This window comes from Sphingomicrobium sediminis (assembly GCF_023805295.1).
GTDB classification, from domain to species: Bacteria; Pseudomonadota; Alphaproteobacteria; order Sphingomonadales; family Sphingomonadaceae; genus Sphingomicrobium; species Sphingomicrobium sediminis.
Genome location: NZ_JAMSHT010000001.1, coordinates 2,170,628 through 2,191,089 on the forward strand (window position 1 = coordinate 2,170,628; position 20,462 = coordinate 2,191,089).

A 20,462-nucleotide genomic window follows, 5' to 3' on the forward strand; every position below is an offset into this window, starting at 1 on the left:
CATATACCGTGAGATTTTGATTCAAGAGAGAGCGTTCACAACCTCACTTAACTTGCAATTTGGCAAATTGTTGTTCTTGATCGCTGCATAAGGCGTGTGGGGCGTGCTGCTTCGTTAACCTTCTCCGTTTAACGGCGAGACGTTCCCATGCTTCGGATTGGCAGCGCTGTGACCCCCGGGTTCAGCGCATCAAGAGCTGAAAAGGTGGGACATGCGAAACGACGATCTTTCGATGACGCAGGATGCCGGTGGTCCGGTAGTGAATGCGAACGGTGACATCCAGGAGCTTCCGGAAAACGCAATGCGCGTCCAGCCGGGTATCGGCGGCACGGTCATGCTGCCCGAAGGCGTTGAGCTTTCGGACATCAGCGTCGTCGGACGCGACCTGGTGATCGAGCTGCCCGACGGCAGCTTCATGATTGTCGAAGGCGGCGCCGTCTTCGTCCCCACCCTGATGATCGGCGATGTTGAGGTTCCCCCCACCAACCTCGCCGCGCTGCTGATCGATGACGAACCCCAGCCGGCCGCGGGCGACACTCCGTCGAGCGGCGGCAACTTCGCGGTGGAAGTCCCGCCGCTGGATCCGGGTGTTCCGCTCGGCGACCTCATTCCGCCGACCGAACTCACCTACACCCCGCCCGAGATCGAAGATATCGGCCAAGCAGTCGATGAAGAGCCGGAAATTCTGATCGACACGCCGGAAGAACCGTTCCCGGTTCCCGACGCCAATGCGATCGTTGACGAAGCTGGCCTTCCCAATCGCGGCGATGAGCCCGAAGGCACGCAGGAGCCGACCGATGGCGAATTCACCAATGGTGAGTTCGTTTTCGCCTCGCCCGACAGCCCCAACGCCGAGAATGACGTTTCGGTCAACGGTATTCCGATTACCGAAGTCGGCCAGGTGATCCCGGGCCAGTATGGCAACCTGATCATCACCGGCATCCAGCCGGGTTCGATCACCTATGATTATGTCCTGCTGGACAACACCACCAATGGCGACGTCACCGACGTCTTCATCGTCACCATCACCGATCCCGATGGCGACAGCGCCGAAGCGACGCTGACCATCGGCATCATCGACGATGCGCCGGTGGCAGTCACCGATGAAGTCGACCTGCCCTCCAACGGCGAAGCGGCAGGTAACGTCGTCAGTGGTGATGGCTCCAATGCTGGCGCCGGAAGCGCCGATACGGCTGGTGCCGACGGCATCGCGCAGGTCGGGATTGTCGTCAACGGCTCGCCCACCTTCTCGAACGACCCGATCGTCGTTTCCGGCGATCATGGCACGCTGACCTTCAATCCCGACGGCAGCTGGACCTATGTGCGCGACAATGACGCGCCGCTCCAGGACAGCGACAGCTTCACCTACATCCTCGTCGACGGCGACGGCAGCGAAAGCCAGGCCCAGCTCATCATCAATATCGACGACAAGGGTCCGTCGATCGACGTTCCGACCATTGGCGAAGCCGGTACGCAAGTCGACGAAGCCGGCCTGCCCGAAGGCGATGGCGATCCGCGCGAAGCGGGCGAGCCCGCCGGTTCGGACGAAGCCGCCGACGGCAATGGCGCGGATAATGACGTGCCGAGCGAAACCACCAGCGGCACGATCACCTATGTGCCGGGTGACGGCGCAACGACGATCCGCATCGACGGCATCGAGGTGACGGGTGTCGGCCAGACCTTCACCAATGCCGAAGGCACGCTGACCATCACCAGCCTGTCCAACGGTTCGATCGGCTATAGCTTCACGCTCGCCGACAATACGTCGGGCGACAATACGTCGACCAGCTTCGTCGTCAGCGTCACCGACGTCGACGGCGACAGCGCGCAAGGCACGCTGACCATCGACATCGTCGATGACGAAGCGGATGCCGTGAACGACACGGACAGCCTTGGTGCCGGCGAATATGGCCCCATTGGCGGCAACGTCATGGACAACGACTTCGAAGGTGCCGACGGCGCCTCGGTCACGGCCATTTCGAGCAATAACGAGCCGGGCAACGGCTCGTCGCCCAATGGCGGCGGCCTGGAAATCCAGGGTGAGTATGGCGTCCTCGTCATCAACCCGGACGGCACCTACACCTACACCCGCGATGCCGGCACGCCGGGCGGTGTGCAGGATGTCTTCACCTACACGCTGACCGATGGCGACACGGACAGCGATACGGCGACGCTGACCATCACGATCGCCGATGCCGAACCCGAACTGCGCGTTCCGGGCGAGGATGATGACGGCACGCTCGTCGACGAAGCCGGCCTCAATGAAGGCGACGGCGATCCGCGCGGTGCCGGCGAACCTGCCGGTACGGGCGAAGCGTCGGACAATGTTCCGGACAATGACGACAGCGAAACCAGCTCGGTCGGCACCATCACCTTCGGTGGTGGCGACGGCCCGCTGACGGTCGAAATCAATGGCGAGACGGTGACCGGCGCAGGCCAGGTCATCGACGGCACCTATGGCTCGATCGAGATTCTGAGCTACGATGCCGGCACTGGCACCATCACTTATGAGTATACGCTCGCCGACAATACGTCGGGCGATGCCACCAGCGACACGTTCAACGTCGTCGTGACCGACCAGGACAATGACACTGCCAATGGCAGCTTCACGGTCGAGATCGTCGATGACGAGCCGATCGCTGCCAACGACATGAACAGCATTGGCGAGGGCCTGTTCGGCCCGGTCATGGGCAATGTCATCGACAATGACAATGTCGGCGCCGACGACGCGACCGTCACCGCGATCGCCAGCAATAACGAGCCGGGCAACACGTCCTCGGCCAATGGTGGCGGTCTCGAGATTGACGGCGAATATGGCACGCTGATCATCAACCCCGATGGCAGCTACACCTACACGCGCGACGAAGGCACGCCGGGCGGTGTGCAGGACGTCTTTACCTACACGCTGACCGATGGCGACACCGACACGACGACGGCGACGCTGACGATCACGATTGCCGATGCCGACGTGGAAGTCGAAATCCCGCAGGCTGGCGGCGACACGACCACCGTTTATGAAGACGCGCTGGCCGAACGTGGCAGCGAACCTGCCGGTACCGACGAAGCCGCCGATGGCGACGGCACCGACAATGACGATACCGGCGAAGCCGTTTCGGGCGTGATCGGTTTCACCTCGCCCGACGGGCTTGGCGGCATCAGCATTGCCGGCACCGCACTCGACCTCGATGCGGGCTTCCCGCAGACGGTCTCGAGCGATGCCACCGGCAAACTGGTCATCACGGGCTATACTTATGACGCGATGACCGGCGCGGGTACGATCAGCTATACTTATACGCTGCTCGACAACACGCTTTCCGATCCCGACAGCGTCAGCTTCTCGGTCGTCGTCACCGACGCCGATGGCGACAGCAACGCGCCGGGTAACCTCACCATCGCGATCATCGACGATGCGCCCGAAGCGACCAACGATTCGAACAGCCTCGGCTCGGGCGAATTCGGTCCGATCGGCGGCAATGTCATCGACAATGACAATGTCGGCGCGGACGATGCGGTCGTCTTTGACGTGGACAGCAACAACGAACCGGGCAACGATCCGGTCAATAATGCCGGCGTGCTGACGATCCAGGGCGAATATGGCGAGCTCGTCATCAATCCGGACGGCAGCTACACCTACACTCGCGATGCGGGTACGCCGGGCGACGTCCAGGACGTCTTCACCTATACGCTGCGTGACGGCGATCTCGACACCACCACGGCGACGCTGACCATCAGCATCGGCGATGCCGGTGTCACGGTCGACATCCCTGAACCGGGCGGCGACGACACGACCGTCTATGAAGACGCGCTCGCCGAGCGTGGCAGCGAGCCTGCCGGTACCGACGAAGCCGCCGATGGCGACGGCACCGACAATGATGACACGGGCGAAGTGACTTCGGGCGTGATCAACTTCTCGGCCGTCGATGGCCTCGGCAGCATCACCGTTGCGGGCACCACCCTGGTCCTCACCGATCCGTTCCCGCAGACCGTCTCGAGCGATGCGACGGGCGAGCTGGTCATCACGGGCTACACCTATGATGCCAATACCGGTGCTGGCACGATCAGCTACCAGTATACGCTGCTGGACAACACGCTGAGCGATCCCGACAGCGAGAGCTTCTCGGTCGTCGTGACCGATGCCGACGGCGACAGCAATGCGCCGGGCAGCCTGGTCATCGCGATCATCGACGATGCGCCGGAAGCGACCAATGACAGCGACAGCCTCGGCGCCGGCGAGTTCGGTCCGATCGGCGGCAATGTTATCGATAATGACAATGTCGGCGCGGACGACGCGACCGTCACCGCGATCGCCAGCAATAACGAGCCGGGCAACATGTCTTCGGCCAATGGCGGCGGTCTCGAAATCGACGGCGAATATGGCACGCTGATCATCAACCCCGATGGCAGCTACACCTATACCCGCGATGCGGGCACGCCGGGCGATGTGCAGGATGTCTTTACCTATACCCTGACCGACGGCGACACCGACACGACGATGGCGACGCTGACCATCAGCATCGGCGATGCCGGCGTGACCGTCGATATCCCTGAGCCGGGCGGCGATGACACGACCGTCTATGAAGACGCGCTGGCCGAACGTGGCAGCGAGCCTGCCGGTACGGACGAAGCCGCCGATGGCGACGGCACCGACAATGACGATCCGGGTGAAGTCACCTCGGGCGTGATCAACTTCTCGGCCGTCGATGGCCTGGGCAGCATCACTGTTGCGGGCACCACCCTGGTCCTCACCGACCCGTTCCCGCAGACCGTCTCGAGCGACGCGACGGGCGAACTGGTCATCACGGGCTACACCTATGATGCCAATACCGGTGCTGGCACGATCAGCTACCAGTATACGCTGCTCGACAACACGCTCACCGATCCGGACAGCGAAAGCTTCTCGGTCGTCGTGACCGACGCCGATGGCGACAGTAATGCGCCGGGCAGCCTGGTCATCGCGATCATCGACGATGCGCCGGAAACCGCGAACGATACGGACAGCATCGACGAAGGCGCCGTCTCGGTGACGGGCAACGTCATCACCGATGCCGAAGCCAATGGCGACAATGGGGCCGACAATGTCGGTGCCGACGATGCCTCGGTGACCGATATCGACAGCAACAACGTGCCGGCGAACGACTTCGTCCTCAACGGCAGCGATCTCGTCATCGACGGCCAGTATGGCACGCTGACGATCAGCCCGGACGGCACCTATGTCTACGCGCTGGACAACACCAATAGCGACGTGAACACGCTGCAGAACGGCCAATCGCTGGTGGAGACCTTCACTTACACGATCACCGATGGCGATCTTGATGCCGAAACGGCGACGCTGACCATCACGATCAACGGCACGAACGAGGGCCCGACGGCCAGCAACGTGACGCTGACCGTGTCGGAAGAAGGCCTCAATGACCCTGATGCCACCGATCCGCATGTCGGCAATCCCGACGATACGGGCACCGGTGACGGTCCGGGCCTTAACAGCGCGACCGATTCGGACAGCCTCAACGCCTCGGATCCCGATGGCGACCCGCTGACCTTCACGCTGGGTGAGCCGGTCGGCAATTATTACGATGCCGACGGCAACCTCATCATGTGGTCGGGTGGCGGGACCAACACCATTGTCGGCATGGCCGGTGGTGTGCCGGTCATCACCATCAGCGTCGATGGGACGGGCCAGGTCACTGCGACCCTGTCGGAGCCGATGTATCACGGCACCCCGCCGTCGACCGGCGATGCCGGCGAAGGCCAGCTGTCGATCTCGCTCCAGGCGACCATCGACGATGGCAGCGCCGCGCCGATCAACCGCACGGTGACCATCAACGTCCAGGACGACCAGCCGGACGTCACGGTCAACGATGTCGACCCGACGGTCGATCCGCACACGGATGATGGTGACAACACCGTCCCGCTGAGCGTCGATGAAAGCTTCCTCGGCGTCGATGTTACCGCCAATTACGGTGCCTTCTTCACCGCCGCCTTCGGTGGTGATGGCCCGCAGGGTAATGATGTCGACAGCGGCCTCGTCTACGACTTCGTCGTGGCCGAAGGTGCGACGAACCTTGTCGATACTGCCACCGGCTGGACCGTCCAGCTGCGCGGTGATGGCACCGGCCTCGTCCAGGGCTATGTCACCGACGGCAACGTCGAATATGTGGTCTTCGAATTGACCGTCGCCGCCGATGGCGACGTGACGCTCGACCAGCAGCGTGCGGTCTCGCACACGCCGGACTCGGGCGCCGACCAGGTCGTGACCCTGGTGGGCAGCAACCTCATCCAGCTGCGTGCCACGGCGACCGATGACGATAATGACAGCGTCAGCAAGATGGTCGACATCACCGCCGATCTTGGCTTCGAAGATGACGGCCCGACGCTCGTCCTGGCCGATCCGACCAGCGATGCCGGCGTGACCGTCCAGACCAGCGATGCCGACCTGTCGCCCACCGACACCGCCACCAGCACCAACAGCCTGCTGCCGCTCTTCGGCATCACGACGCAAAACTACGGTGCCGACGGCCAGGCCGGTTCGAACGCGTTCGATGACAGCTTCAGTCTCGAGGTTGTCGGCTATGACGGCACCAATGGCGTCCTTTCGGACATCACCGTCCATGACGGCGTGCCGGTTTACCTGCACGAAGTCGGCGGGTTCGTGATCGCGTCGACTGAAGCGCTGCTCACCAATGTCGCCAATGCCAACTACGTCTTCGTGATCGGCGTCGACACGACCGACGGTCCCGACGAGGGCAAGCTGACGGTGACCCAACACCAGGCGATCGACCATGACGGTCCCTCGACCCTGGCCGACGGTCTCGTCAACGCGATCTACAGCGTGACCATCACCGATGGAGACGGCGACCAGGCCACCGACAGCAAGTCGGTCGATCTGGGCGGCAATATCAGCTTTGCCGATGATGCGCCGGTGCTCGACCCTTCGGGCAACGTGCCTGCGGGACTCGTGCTCGACGAGACCGAGGTCGGCGAAACCGATCCAGACGGTCCGGGCGCCAGCGCTCCGCTTGATAGCGTAACGACCAACTTTGCAGGCGCCTTCACGCTCACCAATTCGAGCAACGACCAGCCCGAGACGATCACCTATGCTCTCTCGCTGGCCGGCAATAACGTCGCATCGGGCCTGTTCGCTCTCGATCCGACTGCCGCTGACGGCAAGGGTGCGGAGATCGTGCTCAACCAGAGCGGGAACGTGATCACTGGTTCGGTGGGTGCAACGTCGTACTTCACGATCACTATCAACCCGACCAATGGCGACGTCACCTTCGCACAGCAGAACAATGTCTGGCACGGGAGCACGGGCGATGACGACGATGTCGCCAGCGCGACCCTGACCCTCGATCCCGGTACCATCCTGCTCAATGCCGTCGCGACCGATGCCGATGGCAGCAGCGATCCGGCCTCGATCGATCTCTCCAACGCCTACTTCGCGATCGAAGACGATGGTCCGATCGTAGGCACCGTCGGCAACGCCGAGGATACGCTGGCCGTCGAGATGGGCGAAACCCAGCTCGATGCCTCCGGTAACTTCAGTTATACGGTCGGCGCCGACACGCCGACTTATACTGATGCTGCTGACAGCGACTTCTCTTCGCTGACACTTGGCGTTTCGATTGGTGGCAACACCATCGATCCGGGCGATATCTCGCAGCCGACCTGGGTGAGCGAGGATGCCAACCAGGCGACCTTCAGCTTCAGCTTCACCTATGACGATGGCCCGGCCACGGCAGGCGATGCGACGGCGAATGGTACGATCGTCTTCGACAAGACGAATGGCACCTACACCGTGTCGGTCGACCCGATCCAGAGCTTCTCGATCGAGACGACGTCGCAGGGTTCGGCCTTCACGGGCTACCAGTTGAACAGCAGCACGACGGACAATACGCAGCCGACCATTGCGGTCACCACGGTGCGTGCGGAAAGCGATATCCCGGGCAATTCGGGTGACGGCTTCTACGTCCAGTTCGACTCCTCCAAGGCGCCGGGCAATGACAGTCTGGATCTCACTGGCGGCGATAATGTCTTCAATGCGGGTGAACTGCTGACGCAGGGCGATAGCTACGTCACCGTGTCGAATGACAGTAACGGCGTCGCGGGCGATACCGTCGGCAAGGGCGAAGTGCTCGACATGACCTTCTACAGCTCAAACCCGTTCGGGTTCGAGGAAGGTAATGGCGGCAACCCCGCCGAGCTGGCCGGCGTGTCGACGATCTTCTTCAAGCTCGATGGTATCGGGAACAACGAGGATGCGATCGTTATCCTCCGCGTGCTCAACACCGACACGATGACCGAGACCACGATCGCCATCCAGGTCCAGAATGGCGACATGCTGAAGCAGGGGGATGCGCTTGGCGATTTCAGCTCGGTCGTGCTCGACAATAACGATGCGCTGATCGTCATCGAGCCGAACGACTATCTGACACAGATGCAGATCGATAGTGGCGATTATGTCATTGTCGGGGCGCAGATTGCGGCTTCCAACGGCGACCTCAGCGGCACTGCAGTCGACCTCAATGGCGCTGTCGGAGATAGTGGCGGCAGTAATCTGGCGGGTGGCGACATTAGCGGCGATATTGACGATACCGGGTTCAAGATCTCGGATATCGGCTTCATCTCGGTGAACTCGACCCCGCAGGATGCGATCCTGACCTTCGATGCAACGGTTCGCGACGCCGATGGCGACACGGAAGCTGCCACGCAGTTCACGGTGACCTTCTCGAGCACTGCAACCGACTCATTGACCACCATGGCTGTCAGCCAGACTTCGCTCAGCGCGGACAATGACGTCATGGCCGAACTGGACATGGTCAGCTCGCAGTCGCTGATGATGGGTTCGGCCCTCGCGATCGGCTTCGGCTTTGCCGCGATGGACGTAAAGTTCGGCATGCAGGGCATGATCGAGATGGAGAGCCAGGGCACGCAATATGTGTCGCCCGAACTCGACATTGATCCGGGCCTCGCCCCGATGGTGGCCAACAAGGTCGCGATCGACGGTGACATGCTGGGTGGTGAGACGATCGACACTGAAGTCAGCGTCGACACGTCGAACATCTCGGCCAAGATGCCGACGCTCGACAGCGGTCTCGACATGGTCGAGCCGGAAGTGGCGCCGGAATTCCAGGCTGACCAGCTGGCCGAACCGCAGGTTGCGGTGGCGCCGGAATTTGGCGGCGAGATCGTCATGCCGGGCGGCGACGCGCTGGCGGCGATGGCAGCCGAACTTGGTGAAGCGGGTCTCGACGGGATTGCAGCCGATGCAGTGATCCTGGCCGAAGACGGCAGCGTGGACGCGCTGCTCGATGCACTCGGCGTGCCGCAGGCGGCGCCCGAAGTGGCGATCATGCCGGCAAACGACGCCGTTCCCATTTGGGACAGTGCGCTTGCGGGTGGCTTTACCGGCGATTTTGCGGCAAATATGGGGGCAGAAGCGATGATGCTTCAACCCGATGCCGCAGGACCGATGATCAACGGCTAATGCGTATCGGCGGGGGGATGGCAAGTGGACGCCACCCCCTCGTCAAGTCATAGGACCAGAGAGGGGCAAGACATGAAGAAGCATATTCTGGCACTCGCAACGGCATCGATGGCCGTGGCTTTTGCGACCCCGGCCCAGGGGGCCGATTTGCGCGAGGCGATCGCCTATGCGCTGCAGACCAACCCGGAAATTCGCCAGGCGGTCTTCAATCGCCAGGCCACCCAATATGAGCGCAAGCAGGCCGAAGGCTTCTATTATCCGCGCATCTCGGTCGAGGCATCGGCGGGTGTGCGCGAGCTGCGCAACCCGACGCGTCGCTCGCTCGGCATTGCCGACGACACGCTTTATCCGCGCCAGATTCAGCTGACCGTCGACCAGCTCCTGTTCGACAGCGGCGCACGCGAGGCGGAAATCCGTCATCAGGCTGCCCGCACCGACGCGGCCGCCGCGCGCATCGAAGAGCGTAGCGAATTCATCGCGCTCAACATCAGCCGCGCCTATATCGATTACATCCTCCAGCAGCGCCTCGTGGCGATTGCCGAGGACAATGCCGCCTTCCACAGCGCGCTGGTGGGCGACCTCCAGCAGGGTGTGGATTCGGGCTCGATCTCGATCGCCGACCTGCAGCAGGCACAAGAGCGTCTCCAGTCGGCCAATGCCCGCGTCGTCGAGGCGCAGGAAGACCTCGAAACCGCCGAAATCATCTTCGAGCGCCTGTCGGGCGTCGAAATGGGCGCGGTCTCGATGCCGCCCGATCTGTCGGGTGCGATGCCGGAATCGCTCGGCATGGCGGTCGAAATGGCCAAGAACAACAACCCGCTGGTCGAAGAAGCGGTCGCCGATCTTGCCGCGGCGCGCGCACTCATTCGCAAGGCCAAGGGTGAGATGGGCCCGCGCTTCAACGTCGAAGGTCGCGCCCGTTATGGCGAAGACATTGACGGCTTTGCCGGCGTGACCGAGGACTATCAGGCCCTCGGCGTGGTGCGCTGGACCGTCTTCAACGGCGCCACCAACATCTACAATGTGCGCGAACAGCAGGCCCGTGCCGACCAGGCCCATGCCCGCCTGTTCGAGACGCAGCGCAATGCCGAAGAGTCGACCCGCAGCGCATGGACCCGCCTCGTCAACCAGGGTCGCCTGGTCACCGAGCTGGCCGAACAGTCGCGCATTTCGGACGACCTCCTGCTCTCCTATCGCGAGCAGTTCGGTGTCGGCCGTCGTTCGCTGCTCGACGTGCTCGATGCGCAGAACACGCGCTACAATGCGATGGCGCAGCTCGAAACCGCACGCCTCGCGCAGCTTTATGCGCAATATCGCGTGCTCGCCTCGGTCAATCGCCTCGTCGAAGCCATGAATGTCGACATGGCACGCAATGCGTACGAGGAAGATCGGCGCGAATATTGGGTCAATCCGGTCCCGGCGACCGACCGTGCCGAGGAAAGCCTCGAATATCCGGTCATGGGCCCGCCGGCCTCGGACGAGTAGAAGTTAGGGATGGGGTATGAGTTTCGCTAATTGGCTTGTCGCGGAAAACCCGCGTGAACTCGACCCCGTCCTCGACTGCCTCGCTTTTGTCGCGCGCGCGAGCGACCGGCCTTCATCGCCGGTAACGCTGCGCGCGGGACTGGCCCTCGACGAACAGGGCCTGCTTCCCTTCCACCAGATCGAACCCGCGCTCGACCAGGTCGGGATGCGCGGCACCGCGACGTCCCGCCGTGTCGGGGCGATCAAGGAGCGCGAGCTTCCCGCCATCCTCGAGCTTGAAGGCGGCCGCGCTGCGGTGCTGATCGAGATCGAGGGCAAGCAGGCGCTCGTTTATGCGCCCGGCATCGAGGAACCGCTCTGGGTCGAGCGTAGCGAAGTTGCCGACGCCGCCACCGGCCGCGTCGTGCTGGTCGAAGCCGATCCGACGCGCGAGCGCGAAGGCGAACGCCCCTGGGACAAGGCCAAGCGCAGTCACTGGTTCTGGTCGGAAGTCTGGAAAGCGCGCAAGAGTTTCTGGCCGGTCATCCTGGCCGCCGCGGTGATCAACCTGCTGGCGCTCGCCGTGCCGCTCTTCACCATGAACGTCTATGACCGGGTCATTCCCAACAATGCGGTGAGCTCGCTCTGGGTGCTCGCGGCGGGTGTCGGGCTGGCGCTGGTGTTCGACTATATCCTGCGCCTCGCTCGCTCGCGGCTGGTCGACGATATCGGGCGCAAGCTCGACGAACGCTATTCGCAGAAGATTTTCGAGAAGGTGATGAACCTCCCGCTCGCCGAGCGGAAAGGCTCGACCGGCGCGTTCGCGCGGCGGGTGAGCGAATATGAAAGCGTGCGCGATTTCTTCGCCTCGACCAGCGTCGTGCTGCTCGTCGACATCGCTTTCATGGCGATCTTCCTCGTCTTCATCGCGATGCTGGCCGGCTGGCTGGTTTTCGTGCCGATCGTGCTCATCACCATCATGCTGGTGGTCGGGGTGCTGCTGCAAAAGGCGATGGGTCGCACCGCGCTCGATGCGCAGGCGGACAGCTCCCTGCAGCATAGCGTGCTGGTCGAAGCGATTGGCGGGGCGGAAACGCTGAAAGCCGCGCGCGCCGAAGGGCAGATGCTGGGTCGCTGGCGTCGCTTCTCGGGCATGGCCGCGAATACGCAGGAGAAGATGCGCCGCCTGACCGCCATCGCGGTCAACCTGGCCGCCGTGACGCAGCAGGCGATGAGCGTCGCGCTGATCATCGGCGGTTTCTATCTCTTCCATGCCGGCGACATCACCATGGGTGCGATCATCGCCATCGTCATGATCGCCGGTCGCGCCATGGCGCCGGTCGGCCAGTTCGCCTTCCTCCTGACCCGCGCCAAGACGGCAAGCGCCACGCTCGACAGCCTGCAGGCGATGATGATGGCGCCCGACGAGCGCAGCGCCGAAGCGCGCAGCGTTGTCCCCGAAATCCGTGCCGGCCAGGTCAAGTTCGACCGCGTCTCTTTCCGCTATCCCGAAGCCGCCGGCGACAGCCTTGCCGACGTCAGCCTGTCGATCAATCCGGGCGAGCGGATCGGGGTGATCGGCCGCGTCGCCTCGGGCAAGTCGACCTTCGGGCGCCTGCTGTGCGGGCTCTACGCACCGACCGAAGGCGTGATGAGCATCGATGGCCTCGACAGTCGCCAATATCACCCGCACCAGATCCGCGATGCCTTCCGCTTCGTCGGGCAGGACGCCGAGCTTTTCTCGGGCACGGTACGCGACAACCTCATGCTGGGCGCCGCGCGCGCCAGCGACGAGCAGCTGATCGACGCGGTTCGCCGTTCGGGCGCCGACCTGTTCCTCAGTCAGGGTGCCGCCGGGTTCGACCTCAATGTCGGCGAACGCGGAAGCCAATTGTCGGGCGGCCAGCGCTCGCTACTCGTCCTTGCCCGCGCCTTGGTCAGCGACTGCAAATTGCTCTTCCTCGACGAGCCGACGGGCGCGATGGATACGCAGACCGAACGCTATTTCATCGACAAGCTCGGTAACGCGATCGATGCCGACCAGACGCTGGTCGTGTCGACGCACCGCCATGCGATGCTTAGCCTCGTCGACCGCCTGCTGGTGATCGACAAGGGCCGCGTTGTGGCCGACGGCCCGCGCGACGAGGTCATGGCCAAGCTCAACGAGGCGGCTGCCAAGAAGCGCGAGGGGGCGGGATGATGCCGCTGCGCACCTCCCTCCAACGTGCCGGGCTGGCGCTGTTGCTGCTTGTGCCGCTGGTGCTGGCCGCCTTGCTGTGGCCGCAGTCGCCGAGTGATGCGCATGCCGATGTCGCGCCGCGCAATGTGGCGAGCGCCTCGCTGCAGGGCGCGACCCTCGTCGCAGCCACGACGGGCGAAGCGTCGGTCGACATGCGCGCGGTCGGCAATGATGCCCAGTCGATCAATGCCTCGCTTCCTTATGCCGGCGGACCCAATCCTGCCGCTGCCCGCTTTGCCGGGGCGAGCGCAGGGACGCGCGATCATGGCCGCGCCCATCTCTGCCTCACGCAGGCCATCTATTACGAAGCCGGTTTCGAGCCGGTGCAGGGTCGCCGCGCCGTCGCGCAGGTCGTGCTTAACCGGGTCAAGCATCCCGCATTCCCGGCCTCGGTCTGCGGCGTCGTCTATCAGGGCGCGCGTCAGCCGGTTTGCCAGTTCAGCTTCACCTGCGACGGCTCGCTCAACCGCGCGCCCGCGGCCAGTGCATGGGCCCGCGCCAAGGATATCGCCGCCGAAGCGTTGAGCGGCCGCGTCGAGCCGAGCGTCGGCATGGCGACCCATTATCATGCCGACTATGTCGCGCCGAAATGGGCCCCGATGCTGGCCAAGGTCGAGACCATCGGAACGCACATTTTCTATCGCTGGCCAGGCAGCTGGGGCCGCCCCGGCGCTTTCACCGAACGCTATATCGGCGAACCGGCAGCAGCGAGCGCGCTGCGCCCCGCCGACCGCATCGCGATGGTCGAGGAACTGGTCGAGGTCGCGCCGCCGCCCAAGCCCAAGGCACATCCGACCCGCGAAGAGGACCCGACCATCTATCGCGCCGAGAATGATGTCGGCGGGCTGGTCGATACGCGGACCGGCTGGCGTCCCTCGATGCCTGACCCCACCAAGACGTCGGGCGCGCGGGCGCGGATCGAATTTCAACAAACCTACAATGCCGGCGAAGATGTCGGGCCAAGTGATGGAGGCGAATGATGGTTGCGCGTTGGAGCAATCTGTCGGGGGCGACCCGGGTCATCCTGTTGGTGACGCTGGCGTTCATCGCCTTTCTCGTCTGGGCCAATTTTGCCCGTGTAGATGAAGTGACGCGCGGCCCCGGGCAAGTCATTCCGTCTTCTAAGGTCCAGCTCATACAAGCCAGCGAACCTTCGATCGTCGAGGAATTGCTGGTGCGCTCGGGCGAGCGGGTCGAGGCCGGCCAGTTGCTGGCGCGGCTCGACGATACGCAGAGCGCTGCGGCGGTCGGCGAAATCGCTGCCGAGACGCGCAGCCTCGAAGCCCGCGAAGCGCGCCTTCGCGCCGAAGGCACCGGCAGCTCGATCAATTGCGTCGGCGCCGATTGTGCCGACGAACGTGCCGTCAGCGCAGCGCGTCGCAGCGCGCTCAACAGCCGCGTGACGGCGCTCAATGCGCAGGCGCGCCAGGCCCAGGCCGATGTCGATGAAGCGACCGCCACGATCAACAGCTTGACCAGTTCGGTGCGCCTCGCGCGCGACAATGTGTCGCGCCTCGAGCCGCTGGCGCAGCGCAATATCGTGCCCCAGACCGAACTGGACGAGGCCCGCCGCGAAGTGATCGAATTGGAAGGTCGCATCGCCTCGGCACGCGAACAGCGTAGCCGGGCACAGGCCGCGATTGCCGAAGCCAATGCGCAGGCCGCCGAGGCGCGCGCCGACTTCCGCCAGCAGGCACTGGACGAGCGCAGCCAGGTGGCGAGCCGGATCGCGGTCAATCGCGAGAGCCTGCGCGGCGCCGAAGGGCGCGTGGCGCGGACCGAATTGCGCTCGCCGGTCGAAGGCGTGGTCAACAACCTCGCTGTCACCACCATCGGCGGCTTCGTCCAGGCGGGTGAAAGCGTGATGGAAGTCGTGCCGGTGGGCGACAAATTGCTGGTCGAAACCCGCGTGCGGCCCTCGGACATCGCTTTCGTCGCCGTAGGGGACGAGGCGCTGGTGACCGTGACCGCCTACGATTTCTCCATCTATGGGGGCCTCAAGGGTCGGGTCGTCGAGATCAGCGCCGACAGCATTTATGACGAGGTCGAGCGCGAGGCCTATTTCAACGTGATCGTGGAGACCGAAGTCGCCTATCTGCAGGCGGGTGCGACCCGTTTGCCGATCACGCCCGGCATGATGACCGACACACAGATCATCACCGGCCGCAAGAGCGTGCTGGCTTACCTGATGAAGCCGTTCAACAAGGCCCGTTCGGAAGCGCTGCGCGAGCGCTAAAGCCTAAAGCGAGGCGACGCGGATCGGGGTGCTGAAAGCCGGCGCCTGCGGACGCGAATAGCCGTGCGTCCAGCTCTGGCCTGCCGAATAGGTGAGGATCGGGCGGTAGTCGCGCACGGCATCGCTATCGAGGATCTTGTCAGTGCCATTGTCGAGCACGAGGAAGCGGCCCTCGTGACGGACCACCAGCACTGCGTGATCGGCGCGGCGGACGAGGTCCTTGAGCACGACTAGGTAGAGATCCTCTTCGGCAAAACCGGCGGCGCGCAGCATCTGCATCTTGGCGATGGCATAATCTTCGCAGTCGCCCGCACCGCGCGCTAGCGTGTCTGCAGCGCGGCTCCAACGGTCGGCGACGCGATACTGATCGCGATCCTCGGTGAAGGCGACGCGCGCATTCACATAGGCATTGATCGTCTTGATCGCTTCCATGCGGTCGGCATCGGCAAGATCGGTGGCGACGCGGCGCGCGCTACCGAGGCGATTGTCGGCGAAGACGCCGGCCCAGCGCGCATCGAACGGCGTGCGGGTGACGCCGAGGGCGACCGAGCCGAAGACATCGGGGCGCGTGGCATGCGCGGTGCGCAGCTTGGGCGCGAACATCGCGCGGCGCGAGCGGTCGGGATAGGAAGACGGGATCGGAATGGCGCCGGCATTGGCATGCGCAAAGGTCCCGAGACGCTGACCCTGCGTAACGGCTTCGAGCGCCGACGGGCGGCCGAGCAAGGCTTCGCTCTTGGCGCTCGAGACGACCGGCGCTGCGGAAATGGCCAGCGTCGGCGGCGGCGAATCATAATCGGTGGCACTTGCAGGCGCGGCAAAACCCAGCAGGGCGAGGCCTGCTGCTGCGATGGCGAAGCGATGCGAATTGCGTTCCATGGCCCCGCTTGTCGCAGGGCAAGGCGAATATCGGCCTAAGCGGTAAGGTTAAAATGGCGGTAAGGTTAGACTTTTTGCTCCACGGTGGAGAGGAATTGCTCCACTGCATGGTTAAAGGCCTCGGGCCGTTCGGCGTTGGATAAATGTCCCGCTTCGGGAATGTCGAGCCGCTCCGCGCCCTCGATGAGATCGGCAAGCGCGTTCGACAATTCGGGCGGGGTGACCACGTCCTTCTCGCCGCACAGGACAAGGGTCGGGCGGGTGATCTTCTGCGCGACGCTGGTGAGGTCGGCGAGCCAGACGGCCCGGGCGCCCATGCGATAGGCGGCCTCGGGAATCTTGCTCATGACCGCGATCGTTTCCTCGCGCAGGCCGGGCGGCGGATTGTCGCCGAGCAGCCGGTCGACACGGTCGCGCGCGAGGCCGGACATGCCGAAGCGGCGCGCGCCTTCGATCGAATTGTCGTGAATGTCGCGGCCGTCGGGATGGCGCGCAAACGTATTGGCGAGGATCAGGCTGGCGATCCGCGACGGTGCGCGGTCGGCCATCAGCATGGCGATGATGCCGCCAAGCGAGAGACCACAAATATGCGCGCGCTCGATCTCGAGCCGGTCCAGGAGCGCGATCATCGCATCGGCGAAATCCTCGCGCGTTGCCTCGAGCGGCAGGCCCGACTGGCCGTAGCCCGGATAATCAGCGGCAATTGCTGGCCGCCGCTCGGCAAAATGTTTGACCTGTGGCGCCCAGACACCCTTGTCGGACCCCACGCCATGCAGGAACAGGATCGGTGTATGGCCCTTGTTTGCCTCCCCGCGCACAAGCGCACCGATCCGGCCCTTGGCCGTATCCATACCCCCCATAATCTCCCCACGCTCTTACAATAAGCTACACTACGAACGGCATCCATAATGCCTCCGAAACGATGTATTGCAACCATGGACTTAGGACCTAGTCTGCCGGCATGACGCGCTTCACCTTGAACGGCCGCCCGCTGGCCTTCGACCTCGATCCCCAGACGCCCTTGTTGTTCGCGCTGCGCGACGCGGCGAACATCACCAGCGCCAAATATGGTTGCGACGACCAGAGCTGCCATGCCTGCACCGTGCTGGTCGATGGCCAGGCGGTGCGCAGCTGCACGCTGACCATCGCGCGGGCCGAGGGCGCAGTGGTGCAGACGGTCGAGGGACTGGCGCCCGACGACCCGTTATTTTCTGCCTGGGAAGACGAGCAGGTGAGCCTGTGCGGTTTTTGCGATCCGGGCTTCATGTGCGCGCTATCCGCGCTGCTGGCGGTCAATAGCGCGCCGACCGAAGAGGAATTGGCGGCGATCCCCAATCGCTGTCCGTGCGGCGCGGGGCCCCGGATTCGCAAGGCGGCCCAGCTCGCAGCGCGTCGCATTCGCCAGGCATCGGCCCCGCAGGCCGTCCAAACGGCTGATTCGAACCTGACAGAAGGGTTCAGCTTAGGGTCAGGCGGCGACGGCAATTAAACTTCTGTAAAAAATTGTACCAAGCGTATTCCGAAAGGAGACAGCGTCATGCGTAGTGCACTGACCCTTGTCATCGCCATGGCGCTGGCGGCCCCTGCGGCAGCCGAAGCCTCGACGATGGAAATGAACCAGGACCGCGGCCAGAGGGTCGACAGGTCCGATCGCGTCGACCGCCCCAACAGGGCCAAGGCGCGCAGCGAACGCCGCGCCAGCCGCAGCGAAGCGAGAAGCGAACGCCGTGCCTCGAGGCCGGCGCGCAGCGAAGCCCGCACCGAGCGCCGCTCGGAGCGCCGCGCGGCCACCACCAACCGTTCCAACCGCGTCGAACGGGCCGAACGACGCGAACGTCGGACCGATCGTCAGCTCGACCGCGCCCAGCGCGTCGAACGCCGGACCGACCGCAACTTCACGCAGGGCAGTCGCCCCGAGCGCCGCGCCGATCGTCGTCTCGAGGATGCGCAGCGCCAGGAACGGCGCGCCGATCGCAATCTCGACCGCGTGACGCGTCCCAACGATCGCCAGGCCCGCCTCGAGCGGCGAAATGCCGACGGCCAGAACCCGCGCGTGCGCGAGGATTGGAGTCGCTATGATGACGGCCAGCGCCGGATCCGTGACGGTCGCCGCGAACAGGTCGACGGCACCCGCCGCGATCGTACCCGTGACGGTAACCGCGACGGACGCCGGGCCGGTAATCGTGATGGCTATCGCGACGGCTATCGCGATGGCCGCCGTGAGGGCTATCGCGACCATCGCCGCTGGGAGCGCAATCACTGGCGTTCCGACCGTCGCTATAATTGGCGTCATTATCGCGACCGCAACCGCTCGCTGTTCCGGCTGGCCTTCTACTCGGATCCGTTCGGGTGGAATTACCGGCGCTACAATGTCGGCTGGTATATGCGGCCGGCTTATTACGGCCATCGTTTCTGGATCAACGATCCGTGGCAGTATCGCCTGCCGCCGGTCTACGGTCCCTATCGCTGGGTCCGCTATTATGACGATGCCCTGCTCGTCGACATCTATAGCGGTGAAGTGGTGGACGTGATCTACAACTTCTTCTGGTAGGCGAGAGCATCGCCGGGCAATGAGGGGCGCTGCAGCCGATGCAGCGCCCCTTTTGTTTACGAATTCGGGTCTATGATCTGGATCAGAACCTGCCATAAGTAATCGGTAGGGACGCGTTGCGTATTTGGGGGTAGAGTGATGGGTAAATCCGACAATTTCTTCACGCGGGCCAAGCGGATCGTCGCTGGTGGGATCGACTCCGCGCTGACCAAGGCCGAAAAGGCGACGGGTCCCGCACTGCTCAAGCAAGCGGTGCGCGACCTGGAAGCAAGCCGCGAGCGCCTGCAGCGGGCGCGGCGCGATGCGCTATCCAATCATGACAAGGCACTCGAACTGCGCAACCAGCGCCTGGCTGAAGCCAAGTCGCTCGGCGAGGATGCGGCCTATGCGCTGTCGAAGGACCATGACGATCTGGCGCGCGACGTGCTGGCACGGCAGATGGCCCGCGAAACCGAAGCCGGCGCACTTGCCGAGCAGGCCGCAGGTCTCAAAGCCCAGGCCGCCGAACTCGACAAGGCGATTGCCGACCTCGACCCCGAGATCGAAAAAGTGCGCGCCGATGTTGCTGCTGCGATTGCGGCGGGCGGGGCGAGCGTGACCGGTGCGGTCAAGCGCGAACGCGAAGCCGGCGACATGGTCTCCAAGGTGCGTGCGCTGCTCGATCGCATGTCGGCCGATGATGGTGGGCATGCCGACGTGAGCGCGATGCGGCGCGAAGAAGAGCTCGAGGCGCGACTGGCCGAACTCAAGGCGAAGGGCGGCAAGGCGCCCAAGCCGAAGGGCAAAGCGAAGCGCAAATAGGGAACCCTGCCACGGTCTCCTTCGCTGGTTAGAGTGAAGGAGATTCACCATGGCAGATGTCAATAGTAATAAGAATCAAGCCTATACGGGCGGTCCGTCGATCCAGTCGACGGGCGAGGTCGCGCAGACCAACCAGCCTGACAGCCAGCGTCATGCCGGTGCCAATGCCACCGGTGCGAAGGGCTATGGCGGCGGTCGCGGCGCGCCCGACGTCAATCAGACGGGCGGCCCCCAGCCGACCGATCCGGTCCAGTCGTACAGCGCTGAAGAAGAAGAATAAGCTTCAAGCCTAGTCGCGCCGGGGTTGCAGCCTCACGAAGGGGGCGACCTTTTCGGTGCGCATGATGAAATGCGTCTCGCGCCGCTCGATCAGCGGCTCGTCGAGATGACGTTCCACGAAACCGGTCAGTTCGTTCATGTTGGCGCAGTTGAGCATCATCATGAGGTCGAGCTGGCCGGTAATTTCGTAGAGTTGCTGGACCTCGTCGACCGCGCGTAGCGCGCGCAGCTTGCGGTCCCGTTCTCCGCGACTGCTGCCCTTGCTCCATTGCGCGATGACCAGCGCCTGCAGGCGATCGGTCGTCAGTTTGGCGGCAGGCAGCGCGATGGTCTGTGCAATCCAACCGTGCTTGCGGAGCCGTCGCAGCCGCCGCGAAATGGCAGATGGGGACAGCGGCACATCCTCGCTCAACGAATCCGCCGTGCGGGCCGCATCACGCTGCATCAGGTCGAGCAGTTGGAGGTCGATTTCGTCGAGCATTGCCGCCCTACTTGCCAGAATTTGGCAACTGATGCACGAAAATTGCAG

Annotated in this window: 12 protein-coding genes; 9 read left to right on the forward strand and 3 right to left on the reverse strand. The window is 63.9% G+C overall.

Annotated features, from left to right (window positions below; translation table 11 throughout):
• Positions 1 to 211 precede the first annotated feature (211 nt).
• The 5 genes from NDO55_RS11190 (at position 212) to NDO55_RS11210 (ending at position 15,423) form a co-directional block, all read left to right on the forward strand.
• Positions 212 to 9,484 carry a beta strand repeat-containing protein gene (locus NDO55_RS11190; protein WP_252115237.1) on the forward strand — a complete coding sequence of 3,091 codons (9,273 nt, stop codon included), beginning with the start codon at positions 212 to 214 and terminating at the stop codon, positions 9,482 to 9,484.
• Positions 9,485 to 9,556: 72 nt separating this feature from the next.
• On the forward strand, positions 9,557 to 10,969 hold the full coding sequence (locus tag NDO55_RS11195) for a TolC family protein (protein ID WP_252115239.1): 1,413 nt from the start codon (positions 9,557 to 9,559) through the stop codon (positions 10,967 to 10,969).
• A gap of 16 nt (positions 10,970 to 10,985) precedes the next feature.
• The gene (locus NDO55_RS11200) at positions 10,986 to 13,148 is read left to right on the forward strand and encodes a type I secretion system permease/ATPase (protein WP_252115241.1); all 2,163 of its coding nucleotides are present in this window, start codon (positions 10,986 to 10,988) and stop codon (positions 13,146 to 13,148) included.
• Complete coding sequence (locus NDO55_RS11205) at positions 13,145 to 14,167, forward strand: cell wall hydrolase (protein WP_252115243.1); 1,023 nt, start codon at positions 13,145 to 13,147, stop codon at positions 14,165 to 14,167. Before NDO55_RS11200 ends, NDO55_RS11205 begins: the two co-directional genes overlap by 4 nt.
• Entirely contained in the window at positions 14,164 to 15,423 is a 1,260-nt protein-coding gene (locus tag NDO55_RS11210; RefSeq protein WP_252115245.1) for an HlyD family type I secretion periplasmic adaptor subunit, read from the forward strand. The genes NDO55_RS11205 and NDO55_RS11210 overlap by 4 nt, the downstream gene beginning before the upstream one ends.
• Positions 15,424 to 15,426: 3 nt before the next feature.
• Here the strand turns inward: NDO55_RS11210 and NDO55_RS11215 are convergent, their stop codons facing one another.
• Together NDO55_RS11215 and NDO55_RS11220 are read right to left on the reverse strand one after the other, a co-directional pair.
• Positions 15,427 to 16,302, reverse strand: coding sequence for a transglutaminase-like cysteine peptidase (locus NDO55_RS11215; RefSeq protein WP_252115247.1), 876 nt, complete (start codon positions 16,300 to 16,302; stop codon positions 15,427 to 15,429).
• A gap of 65 nt (positions 16,303 to 16,367) precedes the next feature.
• Positions 16,368 to 17,153, reverse strand: coding sequence for an alpha/beta fold hydrolase (locus NDO55_RS11220; RefSeq protein WP_252115249.1), 786 nt, complete (start codon positions 17,151 to 17,153; stop codon positions 16,368 to 16,370).
• A 110-nt stretch (positions 17,154 to 17,263) separates the two neighbouring features.
• Between NDO55_RS11220 and NDO55_RS11225 the strand changes: the two genes are divergently transcribed.
• The 4 genes from NDO55_RS11225 (at position 17,264) to NDO55_RS11240 (ending at position 19,934) form a co-directional block, all read left to right on the forward strand.
• Positions 17,264 to 17,791 (forward strand): (2Fe-2S)-binding protein, encoded by a 528-nt coding sequence (locus tag NDO55_RS11225; RefSeq protein ID WP_252115251.1) that lies wholly within the window; start codon positions 17,264 to 17,266, stop codon positions 17,789 to 17,791.
• A gap of 48 nt (positions 17,792 to 17,839) precedes the next feature.
• Positions 17,840 to 18,853, forward strand: a complete 1,014-nt coding sequence (locus NDO55_RS11230; RefSeq protein WP_252115253.1) for an RcnB family protein — start codon at positions 17,840 to 17,842, stop codon at positions 18,851 to 18,853.
• A 138-nt stretch (positions 18,854 to 18,991) separates the two neighbouring features.
• Positions 18,992 to 19,654 (forward strand): PspA/IM30 family protein, encoded by a 663-nt coding sequence (locus NDO55_RS11235; RefSeq protein WP_252115255.1) that lies wholly within the window; start codon positions 18,992 to 18,994, stop codon positions 19,652 to 19,654.
• A 49-nt stretch (positions 19,655 to 19,703) separates the two neighbouring features.
• Complete coding sequence (locus tag NDO55_RS11240; RefSeq protein ID WP_252115257.1) at positions 19,704 to 19,934, forward strand: hypothetical protein; 231 nt, start codon at positions 19,704 to 19,706, stop codon at positions 19,932 to 19,934.
• 9 nt (positions 19,935 to 19,943) lie between these two features.
• Here NDO55_RS11240 and NDO55_RS11245 read toward each other — a convergent pair whose 3' ends face one another.
• Entirely contained in the window at positions 19,944 to 20,414 is a 471-nt protein-coding gene (locus tag NDO55_RS11245; RefSeq protein ID WP_252115259.1) for an Lrp/AsnC family transcriptional regulator, read from the reverse strand.
• Positions 20,415 to 20,462: the final 48 nt, after the last annotated feature.